20 protein-coding genes are annotated in these 13,195 nt (G+C 59.7%); 10 read left to right on the forward strand and 10 right to left on the reverse strand.

Annotated features, from left to right (window positions below; translation table 11 throughout):
• The first annotated feature begins 53 nt into the window (after window positions 1-53).
• Genes K5E37_RS15445 through K5E37_RS15455 form a run of 3 tightly spaced genes read left to right on the forward strand, consistent with a single transcriptional unit; the run spans window position 54 to window position 1,250 of the window.
• Window positions 54-752 (forward strand): AzlC family ABC transporter permease, encoded by a 699-nt coding sequence (locus K5E37_RS15445; protein ID WP_221534353.1) that lies wholly within the window; start codon window positions 54-56, stop codon window positions 750-752.
• Window positions 752-1,063, forward strand: coding sequence for an AzlD domain-containing protein (locus tag K5E37_RS15450; protein WP_164872179.1), 312 nt, complete (start codon window positions 752-754; stop codon window positions 1,061-1,063). The genes K5E37_RS15445 and K5E37_RS15450 overlap by 1 nt, the downstream gene beginning before the upstream one ends.
• A gap of 40 nt (window positions 1,064-1,103) precedes the next feature.
• The gene (locus tag K5E37_RS15455; RefSeq protein ID WP_221534355.1) at window positions 1,104-1,250 is read left to right on the forward strand and encodes a hypothetical protein; all 147 of its coding nucleotides are present in this window, start codon (window positions 1,104-1,106) and stop codon (window positions 1,248-1,250) included.
• Window positions 1,251-1,294: 44 nt separating this feature from the next.
• Here the strand turns inward: K5E37_RS15455 and K5E37_RS15460 are convergent, their stop codons facing one another.
• From K5E37_RS15460 to K5E37_RS15475, 4 genes are all read right to left on the reverse strand, one after another.
• Window positions 1,295-1,567 carry a hypothetical protein gene (locus K5E37_RS15460; RefSeq protein WP_041475322.1) on the reverse strand — a complete coding sequence of 91 codons (273 nt, stop codon included), beginning with the start codon at window positions 1,565-1,567 and terminating at the stop codon, window positions 1,295-1,297.
• 267 nt (window positions 1,568-1,834) lie between these two features.
• Window positions 1,835-2,515: an SOS response-associated peptidase gene (locus K5E37_RS15465; RefSeq protein ID WP_221534357.1), complete on the reverse strand. Its 681-nt coding sequence runs from the start codon at window positions 2,513-2,515 to the stop codon at window positions 1,835-1,837.
• Between the two features lie 53 nt (window positions 2,516-2,568).
• On the reverse strand, window positions 2,569-3,408 hold the full coding sequence (locus tag K5E37_RS15470) for an ABC transporter permease (protein ID WP_221534359.1): 840 nt from the start codon (window positions 3,406-3,408) through the stop codon (window positions 2,569-2,571).
• Window positions 3,409-3,469: 61 nt separating this feature from the next.
• Window positions 3,470-4,456 (reverse strand): aliphatic sulfonate ABC transporter substrate-binding protein, encoded by a 987-nt coding sequence (locus K5E37_RS15475; RefSeq protein ID WP_221534361.1) that lies wholly within the window; start codon window positions 4,454-4,456, stop codon window positions 3,470-3,472.
• A gap of 293 nt (window positions 4,457-4,749) precedes the next feature.
• Here K5E37_RS15475 and K5E37_RS15480 point away from each other — a divergent pair, with 293 nt between their 5' ends.
• The 3 genes from K5E37_RS15480 to K5E37_RS15490 all read left to right on the forward strand — a co-directional run bounded on the left by K5E37_RS15480 (window position 4,750) and on the right by K5E37_RS15490 (window position 7,097).
• Window positions 4,750-5,697 (forward strand): ABC transporter substrate-binding protein, encoded by a 948-nt coding sequence (locus K5E37_RS15480; protein ID WP_011334669.1) that lies wholly within the window; start codon window positions 4,750-4,752, stop codon window positions 5,695-5,697.
• Between the two features lie 134 nt (window positions 5,698-5,831).
• The gene (locus tag K5E37_RS15485) at window positions 5,832-6,731 is read left to right on the forward strand and encodes a polysaccharide deacetylase family protein (protein WP_221534363.1); all 900 of its coding nucleotides are present in this window, start codon (window positions 5,832-5,834) and stop codon (window positions 6,729-6,731) included.
• 123 nt (window positions 6,732-6,854) lie between these two features.
• Entirely contained in the window at window positions 6,855-7,097 is a 243-nt protein-coding gene (locus K5E37_RS15490) for a DUF1652 domain-containing protein (RefSeq protein ID WP_007950507.1), read from the forward strand.
• 3 nt (window positions 7,098-7,100) lie between these two features.
• On the opposite strand, the gene K5E37_RS15495 is transcribed toward K5E37_RS15490, so the two are convergent.
• Window positions 7,101-7,463 (reverse strand): NUDIX hydrolase, encoded by a 363-nt coding sequence (locus tag K5E37_RS15495; RefSeq protein WP_085602944.1) that lies wholly within the window; start codon window positions 7,461-7,463, stop codon window positions 7,101-7,103.
• Between the two features lie 197 nt (window positions 7,464-7,660).
• On the opposite strand from K5E37_RS15495, the gene K5E37_RS15500 reads away from it, so the two are divergent.
• On the forward strand, window positions 7,661-7,849 hold the full coding sequence (locus tag K5E37_RS15500; RefSeq protein WP_007950503.1) for a hypothetical protein: 189 nt from the start codon (window positions 7,661-7,663) through the stop codon (window positions 7,847-7,849).
• 59 nt (window positions 7,850-7,908) lie between these two features.
• Here K5E37_RS15500 and K5E37_RS15505 read toward each other — a convergent pair whose 3' ends face one another.
• A complete protein-coding gene (locus K5E37_RS15505; RefSeq protein ID WP_007950501.1) occupies window positions 7,909-8,148 on the reverse strand; it encodes a hypothetical protein in 240 nt (79 codons plus the stop codon).
• Between the two features lie 176 nt (window positions 8,149-8,324).
• Between K5E37_RS15505 and K5E37_RS15510 the strand changes: the two genes are divergently transcribed.
• Window positions 8,325-8,660 (forward strand): hypothetical protein, encoded by a 336-nt coding sequence (locus K5E37_RS15510; RefSeq protein WP_085602948.1) that lies wholly within the window; start codon window positions 8,325-8,327, stop codon window positions 8,658-8,660.
• A 63-nt stretch (window positions 8,661-8,723) separates the two neighbouring features.
• Here the strand turns inward: K5E37_RS15510 and K5E37_RS15515 are convergent, their stop codons facing one another.
• A complete protein-coding gene (locus K5E37_RS15515) occupies window positions 8,724-9,272 on the reverse strand; it encodes an Rrf2 family transcriptional regulator (protein ID WP_221534365.1) in 549 nt (182 codons plus the stop codon).
• A 337-nt stretch (window positions 9,273-9,609) separates the two neighbouring features.
• Between K5E37_RS15515 and K5E37_RS15520 the strand changes: the two genes are divergently transcribed.
• Window positions 9,610-10,815, forward strand: coding sequence for an NAD(P)/FAD-dependent oxidoreductase (locus K5E37_RS15520; protein ID WP_221534367.1), 1,206 nt, complete (start codon window positions 9,610-9,612; stop codon window positions 10,813-10,815).
• Window positions 10,816-10,870: 55 nt separating this feature from the next.
• Here the strand turns inward: K5E37_RS15520 and K5E37_RS15525 are convergent, their stop codons facing one another.
• From K5E37_RS15525 to K5E37_RS15535, 3 genes are read right to left on the reverse strand one after another with little or no spacing between them, the layout of a single operon-like run.
• Window positions 10,871-11,149 carry a Rho-binding antiterminator gene (locus K5E37_RS15525; protein WP_064597351.1) on the reverse strand — a complete coding sequence of 93 codons (279 nt, stop codon included), beginning with the start codon at window positions 11,147-11,149 and terminating at the stop codon, window positions 10,871-10,873.
• 4 nt (window positions 11,150-11,153) lie between these two features.
• Window positions 11,154-11,411, reverse strand: a complete 258-nt coding sequence (locus K5E37_RS15530) for a DUF2024 family protein (protein WP_007950496.1) — start codon at window positions 11,409-11,411, stop codon at window positions 11,154-11,156.
• Window positions 11,411-12,151: a hypothetical protein gene (locus tag K5E37_RS15535; RefSeq protein ID WP_221534368.1), complete on the reverse strand. Its 741-nt coding sequence runs from the start codon at window positions 12,149-12,151 to the stop codon at window positions 11,411-11,413. Before K5E37_RS15535 ends, K5E37_RS15530 begins: the two co-directional genes overlap by 1 nt.
• Before the next feature lie 117 nt (window positions 12,152-12,268).
• Here K5E37_RS15535 and K5E37_RS15540 point away from each other — a divergent pair, with 117 nt between their 5' ends.
• On the forward strand, window positions 12,269-12,835 hold the full coding sequence (locus K5E37_RS15540) for a MarR family winged helix-turn-helix transcriptional regulator (protein WP_221534369.1): 567 nt from the start codon (window positions 12,269-12,271) through the stop codon (window positions 12,833-12,835).
• The last annotated feature ends 360 nt before the right edge of the window (window positions 12,836-13,195 follow it).

Raw genomic sequence — 13,195 nt, forward strand, 5'->3', positions numbered from 1 at the left:
AAAGGGCGTTTGCTGGCAGAGTCCGGGGTCTTGTCTCACGGTTGAAGAGTGATATGTCTGACTCATTAATGCCGCGCAGTGCCTTTCTTCGCGGAGCCGCGGCGATCATGCCGTTATCCCTGGCGACCGCGCCGTGGGGGCTGCTGGCTGGCTCCATGGCGATCGAAGCCAACCTCACGCCGCTGCAAGGGCAGGGCCTGTCGAGCATCGTGTTCGCCGGCGCTGCGCAACTGGTGGCGATCGGCATGCTCAAGGGCGGCGCCGGGATTTTCTCGATTCTGCTGACCACGCTGCTGCTGACCTCGCAACATTTGCTCTACGGCATGAGCATGCGCCACGTGATTTCGCCGTTGCCGGGTCGCTGGCGTATCGGCCTGGGCTTTTTGCTCACCGATGAACTGTTCGCCCTGACCAGTCAGCATGATCGCCAGCAGTTCAACCGCTGGTACGCCTTGGGCGTCGGCCTGACGTTCTACATCGCCTGGAACCTCTTCACCCTGGCCGGCATTGTGCTCGGCAGCAGCATTCCGGGGCTTGAGCATCTGGGGCTGGACTTCTCGATTGCCGCCACCTTCATCGCATTGATCACCCCGGTGGTGCGCAATGTGCCGACGGTGGTCTGCGTGGCGGTGTCGCTGTTCTGCTCGGTGCTGTTCAGTTACTGGCAATGGGGTTCGGCGCTGGTGCTGTCGGGCCTGGCCGGCATGATCGCCGGGTTTATCTGCAACAAGCTGTATCGGGAGCGCACATGATGGTCTGGGCAGTGATTTTCGGCATGGGGATTCTGGTGTTCCTCAACCGTTACGTGTTTCTCGAACCGCGCCTGCCGGTGCGTTTGAGCAGTAACGCGCGGCAGTTTCTCGGGTTTGCCGTGCCGGGGATGTTGACCGCGATTTGCGGGCCGATTGTATTCATGCCGGACAAACAACTGAATCTGCAGTGGGATAACCCTTATCTGCTGAGTTCACTAGTGGCAATCGGCCTGGTGATCTACACGCGTAATACATTGCTCAGCATGCTATTGAGCATGGCGTTCTTCTTTCTATTGCGCTGGTGGCTTTAAGTTCTACGCTTAATGGATGAATTCCATTAGCGAGGTGAACATGGCAATCGAGCAGAAACGTCCCGAAAAAGATGACGAGCCGAGCGAAGAAGAGATCGAGCGGGAGAAACACAAGGAGCAGACCTGGAAGCATGACGACAGCCGCGAGTTGTCCGACCGTGATCAGGAACGCCCGCTGAAACCCTGAACGCCACAACGAAAAGCCCCGCGATTGCGGGGCTTTTCGTTTTATCAAAGATCTTCCAGCTGCGTGAAATCGGGGTGGGAGGCCCGATAACCCAAGGTCTTGTCGATCCAGGCATTCAGCTCGTTGACCATCACCGGCGGGTGGCAGGGATAGTTTTCGAGGGTGGCGCGCAGGATGCGGTCGATATCGGGTACGTCACGCAGGTTTCGAGTCTTTATGTAGTGGCCGATAAAACAGTCGAGTTGAAAGCGTTCTGTCGTGGACAGATGAATACACTCCAGGCCTGTGACCTGTTTGATTGCAAAATCGTCGCGCAACTTAGTTCTCTGCAAGGCTTGTTAAGTTTGTGGGTATTCCTGGTTTTGCTGACTCTTTGGTCAACTGGTATGCCAAAAGGAAATGCGGCGCGCATGCTATCCGTAGTGTTTGTAAATGTATGTATGACGGTTGAAATGTCAGACAGGCGGTTAGTTCAATCAAACGACTGTTTATGTTGAATGTTTCGCGTTTGAAACACCGGGTGTAACGCGCAGGATTCAATTCGTGGATTCCTGCCCTTGATAACGCACCGCGCCGGCATTTATTTATGTCACCGCTTCAATCAATTCCGCACCCTGATTGCGGGAGTTGCCCACCGCTTTGCCGACTTTGTGCCATTGGAACGCTTCGCTGGGTTCGGCTTCGAACAGCAGCATCTGCTCGGCGCGTTCGGTGGGCGTGGCGGGATCGAGCCATTCGTGCACCCGATCGGCGCACAGCACGATCGGGCGCCGGTCATGCACATCGAGCAAGCCGCCTTCGCTGTTGGCGGTGATGATGACGAAGCCGTCGTCTTCCCGTGGAGGTTCGCCGGGTGTCGGAAATTGGCCGATGGCGGCGCAGAAAACCGGTTGATGATCGGCGCGACGAATCAGCCAGGGCTGTCGGCTTTTGTCGGGGGCATCGACCCACTCGAACCAGTTGTCGACCGGCACGATCAGCCGATTACGCCAGATCGCTCGAAAGAACGGCCCGTGTGCGACTTTTTCCAGCCGCGCGTTGATCGGTGCGGCGCGATCCTTGGCCCAGTGCGGACGCCAGCCCCAGCGCAGATTGTCGGCGTATAGCCGTTGTTCGTGTTGATGGAGGATCGCCAGCGACGTCGTGGGTGCAGCGTTGTAATGCGCCAGCGGTGCGTCGCCGACGTGATTGATCAGCGCATCGGGAATGCTCAGCACCGCGACGAAATCGTGGATGCCCCGGTATTGCGACAGTCTTCCGCACATTGGCCGACCCTCCGGCGAACAGCTGCCTGAAGGTTTGAGCTTAGTTGCACGGTTCAATCCTTGCTGCCCTGGCCGGTGAACGCGTCGCGCCAGACCAGCCAGCGGCGTTCCAGTATGGCCAGCAGGCCGTCGCTGAGTTTGCCCAGCAGCGCCAGGACGATGATCGCGGCCAGCACGATGTCCGGCCGCGAAGTTTCGCGACCGTCGCTGAGCAGGTAGCCCAGCCCTTTGGTCGCCGCGATCAGTTCGGCCGCGACCAGAAACATCCACGACAGGCTCATGCCGCTGCGCAACCCGGTGAACAGGCCGGGCAGGGCAGCAGGCAGCAGAATTCGTCTGACCAGTTGCAGCGGACTGAAACCATAGATGTGCCCGACCTCCACCAGTTTGCGGTCGATGTTGCGGATCGCCGCGACCACGTTGACGTACACCGGGAAGAACGCACCGATGGCGATCAGGACAATTTTCGAGGTCTCGTCGATCCCCAGCCACAGCAGCAACAGCGGCACCCAGGCCAGGCTGGGAATCGAACGCAGCGCGGCGAAGGTCGGTTCCAGATAGGCCTCGGCTTCGCGGCTGAGGCCGACCCACGCGGCAAACACCAGCGCCAGACTCGCGCCGATGGCAAACCCCAGCAGCACGCGAATCAGGCTGGCGCCGATGTGTTTCCACAAGGCACCTTCGGCCAGATCGGTGAGGGTCAGGGCGATCTCACTCGGCGCGGGCATCTGGTAGGACGGCAGCCAGCCGATGCGTACGATAAATTCCAGGGCGATCACGATCAGCAGTGGCAGCGCCAGGCCTTTAAGGCTCCGGCGCCAGAGTGGATTCAACGGAAAGGGTTTTCGGCGTGGGGCCGACAAGGCGAGGCGGGCGGGAAAGTCGTTGCTCATGGACGGTTCTCCGCTCACGACAAATCCGCGACGGGCGCGGATTTGTTGTGAGCCTGATCGGTTACTGGGCGGCGGCGACTTGCTGGAAACCGGTGTCGATCAACTGATCGATGACCTGATCGACATTCACCCCACGGCGCACCAGCTCTTCGGAGACCAGAATCGGCGCGGCGGCTTTCGACGCCAGCACGTCCTTGGCGGTCAGTTGCGGGCTGCTCAGGTCGGTGCGCGACAGTTGCAGCTTGGCCACATCCAGCGGCAGACCGGATTCGCTGGCGAGCAACTTGGCCAGTTCTTCGGGGTTCTTCACCGACCACTCGCGGGCCTGCTCATAGGCCTTGATCACGGTGTCGATGGTTTGCGGGTGCTGCCTGGCGTATTGCTCGGTAACGCTGACCACGCCGTAGCTGTTGAAGTCGCGATTGCGGTACAGCAGGCGCGAACCGGCCTGCACCTGACTGGCGGCCATGTGCGGATCGAGGCCGGCCCAAGCGTCGACATCGCCTTTCTCCAGGGCGGTGCGGCCGTCCGGATGTTGCAGGTGCACCAGTTCCACGTCGTCCTTTTTCAGCCCGGCCTGTTGCAGGGTGCGCAGGGTGAACAGGTACGGATCGGTGCCTTTGGTGGCGGCGATTTTCTTGCCCTTGAGGTCGCCGACGGACTGGATCGGCGAGTCCTTGCGCACCACCAGCGCGGTCCATTCGGCGCGGCTGTAGACGTAGACCGATTTGATCGGGCTGCCATTGGCCCGGCTGAGCACGGCAGCGAGGCTGGCCGACGAGGCGAAATCCACGCCGCCGCTGTTGAGGTATTCCAGCGAGCGGTTGCTGCCCTGGCTCAGCACCCAGCTGACTTTGCTCTGGGGCAGGGCTTTTTCCAGATAGCCCAGGTGTTTGAGCGCCAGGCTGACCGGCGAGTAATAGGCGTAATCCAGATGCACTTCGGTCGGCGGCGCTTCGGCAGCGTGGGCGAGCGGTTGCAGACTCAGGGCTACTGCGCAGGCCGCGAGCAGCGTTTTGACGCGGGAAAACGGTAAGAGGTATTTCATGGGCACGCTCCGGCAAGGCAACAGATTCTTATGTCCAAAAAGATATTTTTATCCAATGCTTCCTGCATGAATGGAATATTGCAGGCTCTGTGCCATGTGCGCTTTTTCCCGTATTTACGGGGTCTAACGCCGGTTTTGCAGGTTTGAAGTGTTGCAGGGAGAACACTGTGCCGAGCCACTGTTGCTCGGCCAACAGTGCGGCGGGAAGGTGCTGAGCTTATGCGCTAATCGAATTTCAAATCTGATTTGTAAGAGCGTTATGGTCTATAAAAATCCCTTCTGCAGGACTCACTATGAAGCTCTCACGTTTCCTACGCGCCGCGTTGACCAGCGCACTGTTTGCCACGCCATTGACCTACGCTGCCGAACCCTTGGTCCTGCACGTCGGCGACCAGAATTACTACAACATCCGCGCGTCCATAGAGGCGTCCGGCGTGTTGAAGGACGCGCCTTACACGGTCGACTGGAAACACTTCCAGGCCGCCGCGCCATTGGCCGAGGCGTTGCAGACCGGCTCGCTGGATCTGGGTTTCCTGGGGGATTCGGGATTTCTGTTTCTGGCCGCCAAACAGGCGCCGGTGAAGTTGATCGGTGTGTCGCGACAGAACCCGGACACCATTGCCCTGTTGGTGCCCAAGGATTCGCCGGTGAAAACCATTGAGGACCTGAAGGGCAAGAAAGTCGCCTACTGGCCGGGAGCCTGGAGTCAGCAATTGACCTTGCGGGCGCTGGAGCAAGGCGGTTTGCCGGAGAACTACGTCGACTTCGTCAAGCTGATGCCGATCGATGCAGCCGCCGCGCTACCGCAAGGCAGCATCGATGCGTTCCCGGTCTGGGAACCCTACATTTCCCAGCAGATCGTGTTCTCCGGTGCGCGGCCGATTCTCACGGCGAAAAACCTGATGCCGGGCTTGAGCGCCATTGCGGCATCGGCGCCGTCCATCGACAGCAAGCGTGAAGCGATCGCCGATTTCCTCGGGCGCCTGAAGCAGGCCCGGGCCTGGGTTGACAGTCACACCGACGAGTACGCGGACCTGTGGGCGAAGAAAGCCAACCTCGATCAGCAGGTTTCGCGGCACTGGTTGCGCCAGGCGCACATGACGGTCGGCCCGGTCGATCAACAAGCCGCCGCCGATCTGCAAAGCACCGCTGACTTTCTGTTCAAGGTCAAGGCGCTGCCGGCTCCACTGGCCACGGCGGGGATCATCGACAGCTCGTTTCAACAGGCACTGGCACGCTGAGCGAGCGCCGGAACCAAACCCTGTGTATCTTTATCCAACCTCGGCCCATCTCAATGGGTCGCAGGGAGGCAGCAGCGGCGAAGGAGTTTTGCCAATCGACAACATGACCGCAACGGTCGGGCTCAAGGCAAAACATGACACAGTGGTTCAAGCTTTTCTGCGCGATGGCGGTGGCCATCGGGCTGGCCGGATGCATCGCCGCTCCCATCGAAATGACCGCACAGACCGAAGCCCGGCTCAAAGAGCAGGCGCCTGTGCGCTTTCTGTTGACCTTCGATGACGGGCCCAGCGCTTCCAGTTTTTTCAACCCGACCGACACCGTGCTCGACAGCCTCAAGGACAACCCGCTGCAGCCGGGGATCAAAGCGGTGTTTTTCGTGCAGACCCGCGCGCCGCGAGCGGGCAACAGCGAGATCGGCCGGCGGGTCATGCGCCGCGAGCACGCCGAAGGGCACATTCTGGGCTTTCACACCGCCACCCATTGGCACACCAATCATCGATTGCTCGACCCGGATGAGCTCGAAACCACGTTGACCAACGGCTCGGCGGACATCGCGGCGATCACCGGCGCGCCGCCGACATTGCTGCGTCCGCCGTTCTGGAACTTCGACAAACGCACCTTCGCCGCCTATCAGCAGCACCACATGCAGGTGTTGTTGACCGACCTGAGCGCCAACGACGGCAAGATCTGGGGTTTCAACGCCAGCCCCCGGCGGCGGGCGAACATGCTGCGCCAGCTGTCGGAAGTTCGCGAACGGATTGCCCTCGGTGAATTGCCAACGGTGGACGGAGTGATTCCGGTGGTGGTGACCTTCCATGACCTCAACCGCTACACCGCCCGCCACACCCGCGAGTACTTGCAGATTCTGCTCGACAGCGCCGCCGCCACCGGTGTGCGACTGGCGGACAAACCGTTCTATGGCGATCGCGCGACACTGGAAAAAGCCGCGCTGGCGCGCACGGTGGGCGAGTCGTCGAAGCCGGTGAATCTGCCGGGGATCTGGAACTGGATTTGGGACCATGACTCGCATTGAGAGCGGCGACTTGAAGATGTGAAGCGGTTGGCAAATTTTGCGGGTGTCGGTGAGAGCAAGGCGACAAAAGCTCATCTATGCTGATCGGGTCGCCCGAGCCTTCGCCTGTGAGGCGTGCCCCCCATGATTGCCATTACCGACATTTGCCGCATCGTCGAATCCGGCTTTTCGCCGCTGTATTGCGATTGCACCGAAACGGCGCAGGGACTCTTGCAGATCAAGGTTTACGAACCCGACAGCGGGCGTGTCAACCTGTTGCTCAACGGGGTGTCCCCGGAGCATCTGGTCACCATTCGTGACATCTCCAATTTCATCGGTGAATTGCGCACCGAAATGAGCGCCGGACGCCGGGCTTTCGCCGGCTGACGGTCAAAGACGTCGCTGAAAGGCGCGGACGATGCTCAGCGTGGCGTCACTGACGTTCAGATTCTGCACCGCATCCAGCGGGTGCCAGAGACAGTCGACGATTTCATTCAGCGGGCGAACCTGATCGATATTCAGCACCGACGCCTCGTAGACGTGGTGACGGGTGCTGCCGTTCTGCAATTCCATCAGATAGAGCATGTCATCGCTGTCCAGCCCGGTTTCCTCCTTGAGTTCTCGGACGGCGGCTTGCGCGCGGGTTTCTCCCGGTTCGACGGTGCCACCCGGAAGCGTCCAGCGGCACCTTGGTTTGCGCACCAGGAGAATGTGTCGATCCTGCTCGCAGATGACGGTTGCTCGTACTTTCATGTGTTACCCGATTGCTGGTTGTCATAAATCTGTCATGAATTAGCAATATTTGGGCCGCTACCGCTTTAGAGCTTCTGAGTGCCTGGCAGCGGCAAAAGTGCCGGAGACTTGACGCGGCCGCGGTGCGACGTTCGGTCGGCACGGCAGCGCGTCGCGGGTGTAAGGTGGAAAAGTTCGTTACCAGACAGGAGGTGCCTATGAGCATGGCGATGCTGAATAAAATGCACATGAATGGCTACGATGTACTCAGCGTGAACAACGGCCCGTGGCGGGTCTGCACGCAGGGTGACCGGCTCGCTTCGTTTGCCAGCCGCGAGGAAGCGCTGGCGTACGCCGCCGCGCTGCCGGGGTACAAAAGCCGCGCACGCGGTCGCAAGGCAGACTGAAGGTCTGTGAAGAAAAAGCCCCGGTTGTCCGGGGCTTTTTGCTGTGGGCAGGGTGAGGTTCAGTGGACTTTGGTTCGGCTGATGGCGCGGGCTTTCACTTCCCGGGCATACAGTTGCAGGCGTTCTTCATCGCTTTGCAGCACTTCGCAGGATCTGAGCACCGCCTGGGCGTCGGCCTCGTTGCCCGACTGACGCAGTTGCTCGGCGATGCGCTTGAGGTCCACCGCCGACCATCTCAGGTCCGATGCCACGCTTTGCAGGTCACGCTGAAGTTCGTGTTCGTATTCATTGAGCCGCATGATCACCTCCGGAACATTCTCGGTAAAACAGAGTAGCCGCATTTTTCCGGTGTGGGGCAAGGTCTTCTGTCGGTGAGCTGAATGGCCCGGTTTTCGGGGAATACAGGCAGAGCGCTACGATGGATGTCCGAACAGTTACAGGGTACATTCGCGTTTTTTCAGAAGAAGGAATCACCATGCGGATGTTGATCGGGGGGATGCTGATGGCGGCATTGGCCGGTTGTTCGCTGCCTGCGTCACTGGTGCCGGGCGAGCCGAATGTCAGCAAGATCAGCGGCAAGACTCCCAAGGATTACGCCGCGTGTGTATTGCCACTGTGGCAGCAGGACGTTGCCAAGACGTCCCAGACAGCGATTTCCAATGGCTACCGGATCACCGCGCCGAGCATCGTCACCGCCGACGAGATTCTCGATGTGGTCAAGTACAAGGACGGCAGCCGCGTCTCCCTGTATCAGGGGCCGCCGTGGGCGAAGTCCGGGTCGTTGCGCAAAGCGGTGCGCGACTGCCTGTAAGGTCGAATAAAAAAAGCAGAAACCGGTGATCGGTTTCTGCTTTTTTTTGCCTGCTGATCGAGCTCAGTCCGAGATGTCGGTAAGCGGAATGCCGGCGCCACCCGTCTTCTTTTCCCGGCGATCCTGCATCCAGTCTTCGACTTGGCTGTTGAACCCTGCCGGTGCCTTGCGCCCGACCTTTCTGGCGATGTCGAGGATGGTCTGCTGGGCGAGGGCTTCTTCCATGCGCTTCTGCGCGGTCATCATCGCGGCGTGAATCGAGCAGGTGCCGTCCAGTGCCCAGTCCGGCGGCGAGCCGTCAAACAGCGCGCAGCGTCCGCGAATGTCCCGGCATTCGAAAATGTTCTTGGGACCATCGATGGCATTGACGATGTCGAGCAGGGTGATTTCATCCGCCGGACGCGCCAGGGTGAAGCCGCCGCGCACACCGCCGGTGGATTCCACCAGTTTGCCTTTGGCCAGTTTGGTGAAGATCTTCGCCAGGTAATCCAGCGGCACCCCTTGCAGCTCTGCCAGGTCACGCACGCTGGCTTCACGACTGTCACCGCCGCTGCCCACCAGAAAGGTCAGGCAGTGAATGCCGTACTCGACCCCCGCACTGTAAAGCGACATAACTATCTCCGACTGTATTTGTCGCCGATGTTATCAGGGTTGTTCGTGGCAAACAAATCGGGAACGCCTTGGGTTTTTGGCTCTGAGGATCCCGTTTTTCTTGGTTTTCAGCTAAATCAATGAGTTGTGGAGGGCGGATACGCTCAATCTGAGCTATCGAAGTTTTCGATGCTAATCATCACAAAATCTGACTTGTCGGATTTAAAGGCGACCAATACAGTCGCCGTTATCCGGTGAGCAGCCTTCCGCGTTCTTGAAAAATACAGACGTGTCCGCTCCCGATGATGTGAATCCTTCAACCTCATTCAGTGACTTGGCTTCGTGCCTGGAGAGAACAATGAAACAGCACATTCTGGTAATCGGCGCAGGTTTCGGTGGCATGTGGACGGCATTGAGCGCCACGCGCCTGGTCGACATTCACAATCGGGACAACATCGAAGTGACCGTGTTGGCGCCGCAGGCCGAGCTGCGCGTTCGTCCGCGTTTCTACGAGCCGAATGCCCACACGCTGGCGGCGCCGCTGGGCGATCTGTTCGATGCGGTTGGCGTCAACTTCATCAAGGGCGCGGCGAACACCATCGACGTGCAGGCGAAAACCGTGGGCTACACCGACGCAGCCGGTGCGCAGCAGGTGTTCAACTACGACAAACTGGTGCTGGCCTCCGGCAGCGGCCTGGCCCTGCCAGACACCCCGGGCGTGGCGCAATATGCGTTTGACGTCGACCAGATCGAAGCCGCCATCCGCCTGGAAAACCACCTGGATTCGCTGATCGGCCAGCCTGAAAGCCAGGCACGCAACACCGTGGTCGTCGCCGGCGGCGGTTTCACCGGTATCGAAACCGCCACTGAAATGCCGGCGCGTCTGCGCGCTGTGCTGGGCGCTGATGCCAAGGTTCAAGTGATCATCGTTGACCGTGCGCAGAAAGTTGGCGCGTCCATGGGCGAAGCCATCAGTGTGTCGATTGCCGAAGCGAGCGAAGAGTTGGGCGTTGAATGGCGACTGGGTGTGTCGGTGCTGTCGGTCGATGAAAACGGCGTGACCCTGTCGGACGGCCAGCGCATCGACGCAAAAACCGTGGTCTGGACCACCGGTGTACGTGCCAGCTCCCTGACCGAGCAGATTCCTGCCGAGCGCGATCGCCAAGGTCGCCTGCACGTTGATGCCAACCTGAAAGTCATCGGCCAGGACGACATCTTCGCCACCGGCGACGTGGCTTACGCGGCCACCGACGATGTCGGCAACTTCGCCCTGATGACCTGCCAGCACGCGATTTCTCTTGGTCGTCACGCCGGTAACAACGTCGCGGCGCAGATTCTGGGTGTCGACCCGACGCCGTACAGCCAGCCGAAGTACGTGACCTGCCTCGACCTCGGCGCCTGGGGCGCGGTGTACACCGAAGGCTGGGATCGTCAGGTGAAACTGGTGAAAGAAGAGGGCAAGTCGCTCAAGACCCAGATCAACACCCAGTGGATCTACCCACCAGCGGCTGACCGTGCCATCGCGCTGGCGGCTGCGGATCCGATGATCCCCGTCGTCGCGTAAAAACGGCGTGGCACAGAAAATCCCGCCCGGTTGATGCCGGGCGGGATTTTTTCGTTCAGATTCCGCAAACCCCTCCGGCAAGGACCACCCGACCGAACTCGGCGTTGGCCTCCTGAGGTGTGATGGCGAGCAGTTGGTCGAGGCGAATTTCCTGTTGCGCGCCTTGTTGCTCGATCACCAGGAATTCTTCTTTGTCGCTGCTGGTTCGCGTGGTCACAGCCCGTGCCATCAGCCGCTGACCGTCGACCAGCTCGATGTCCAGCTGATAGCCGCGCAGGCAGGCGATTTCCAGGTAGTCGTGCAGATCACAGTTCAACGGCTGATAACGGGTCATGGCGTTACTCCTCGAAACCTTGCAGGGTGATGATGAAATAGCCGTCTTCGGCGATGGCCTTGGCGACCTGCGGATTGGCCGGCTCGCTGTGGCAGAACAGACACTGGCTCTGGGAAATGTCTTCGTCCTGCAAGCCGTTGTCCATCAGGAACTGCCGGGCGTAGGCCTTCGCCGCTTCGGCTTCGCGATCGGTCAAAACATCGAAATGAAGATAGCGGCCATCTTTGGTGCGCACGTGGGTATCGAATACTTTGACGAACATTATTGGCTCTCCTGCATTTTCCAGGTGCCGGGCAGCGAGAGGTTGCCCGAGGCGATGTCGTAGACGCTGCTGACACACAGCAACGGGTTGTGCAGGTCGGCATTGACCTTCAGCGCTGCGGTGACGCCGTCATAGTTGAAGCTTTGCGGGAAACCGACGGCGGCCAGCGGCACGCGGATCTGTGCGGCATTCTGTTTGACGCTCAGGTCGTAGCCGGGGGAGTCGATGTAAATTGGCGCGCCGGGCCATGTCGCAGGCAGTTTCGGTTTGGCGTCCTTGGGGATGTCGCGCACTTTCAGGCCGCCGGGACCGCAGCTTTCATCCTTGCTCAGGACCACCCAATGCGAGTGCCACAGGCCACCATCGTTGTCCTTTTTGCCGTCCTTGTTTTCATCCAGTTGCGGGGTGTCATCGAAGTCCGGGTGCGAGGTCAGGGCCAGGGCGAGAATGCCTGAGTTCGCTTCAAAACCGACGGCGCTGCTGTCCAGGCTGGTGGGCCAGACGTAGCTGTAAACCTCGGCGCCGGCGAATGAACCCTTGGCTGCCGGCACGCGGCTGCCGGCCTTGCCATCGACCAATTGTTCGAAGACCAGGGTATTGCCGTCCTTGAAAACACGGGTGTGGACCAGATCGAACGCGGCGTCGGTTTTGCCGGGTTCGCTGTGAATGCCTTCAGGTCCGTGGGCCCAGGCTTGTGTTGCCAGAAGCGTGCTGATGGTCAATGCCAATGCGGTTTTCATGGGATGCCTCGATGTGCGGTTTAAGTTTCGAATCGACACCGCAATCCTAAAGTGGCACTGTTTTTTGTCAATATGGTTTTTAAACGATACTATTTATCGATCCCATTGAAACAGGCGATGACCGTGTTGTTTGACCTGCTGGAAAGATTGTCGAGCCTGACCCGCGTGTGGTTTCGCGAGCACCCGCTGCTGGCCGAACTGCAACCGATTCAACTCAGCGCGCTGCTGTACCTGGCGCGGTGCAACCGCTATTCGAATACGCCGCTGGCGGTCACCGATTATCTCGGCCTGACCAAGGGCACGGTGTCGCAGTCACTCAAGGCGCTGGAGACCCATGGTTTTCTGACCAAGGTTCCGGACGCCCGAGACAAACGCAGCGTGCATCTGGAATTGACGACCACTGCGCGCGAACTGATCGACGCAGTGATGCCGCCGGATTTCCTGAGCGATGCCGCGCAACGCATGGGCGCGCGTGCCGGCGATCTGGAGGTCTTGTTGCTGGAGTTGCTGCGCCACATTCAACACAGCGAAAACGTACCCAGTTACGGGCTTTGCCGGACTTGTCGTTTTCACCAGGCATCGACTGCCGGCGCCGTCTGCGGATTGACCGGCGAAGCGTTGGCCCCGCCGGAAATCGAACTGATCTGTCGCGAGCATCGGTTACCTGAAGAAATCCCTGTTTGATCTTCTTTGTGCCACGGCTGTGACTAATCCTCACGGCTCCCTGTTTTCTCTACGATGCGTAATGCCCGGTGACACTTGATCGCAAGCGTCTTTCCAGCGTGCACTAGGCTTTGAATGCCGGCCCATTACGGGCCGGCATTGCTGTTTTGGGAGGACTGTTTTTTTGATTCAAGGAGCGACCGATCATGGATGATCTGGTGAAAGAAGTGATTCCGCTGTTGCAGTACCTGATCCCGGGGTTTGTCTCGGCCTGGATTTTCTACACCCTGACGGCGTTCAAGCGGCCGGATACGTTCGGGCAGATCGTGCAGGCGCTGATTTTCACGTTTGTGATTCACGGGATGGTGCTGGGGGTTGGGG

The organism is Pseudomonas sp. RIT778, from assembly GCF_019718735.1.
Lineage (GTDB): Bacteria > Pseudomonadota > Gammaproteobacteria > Pseudomonadales > Pseudomonadaceae > Aquipseudomonas > Aquipseudomonas aphyarum.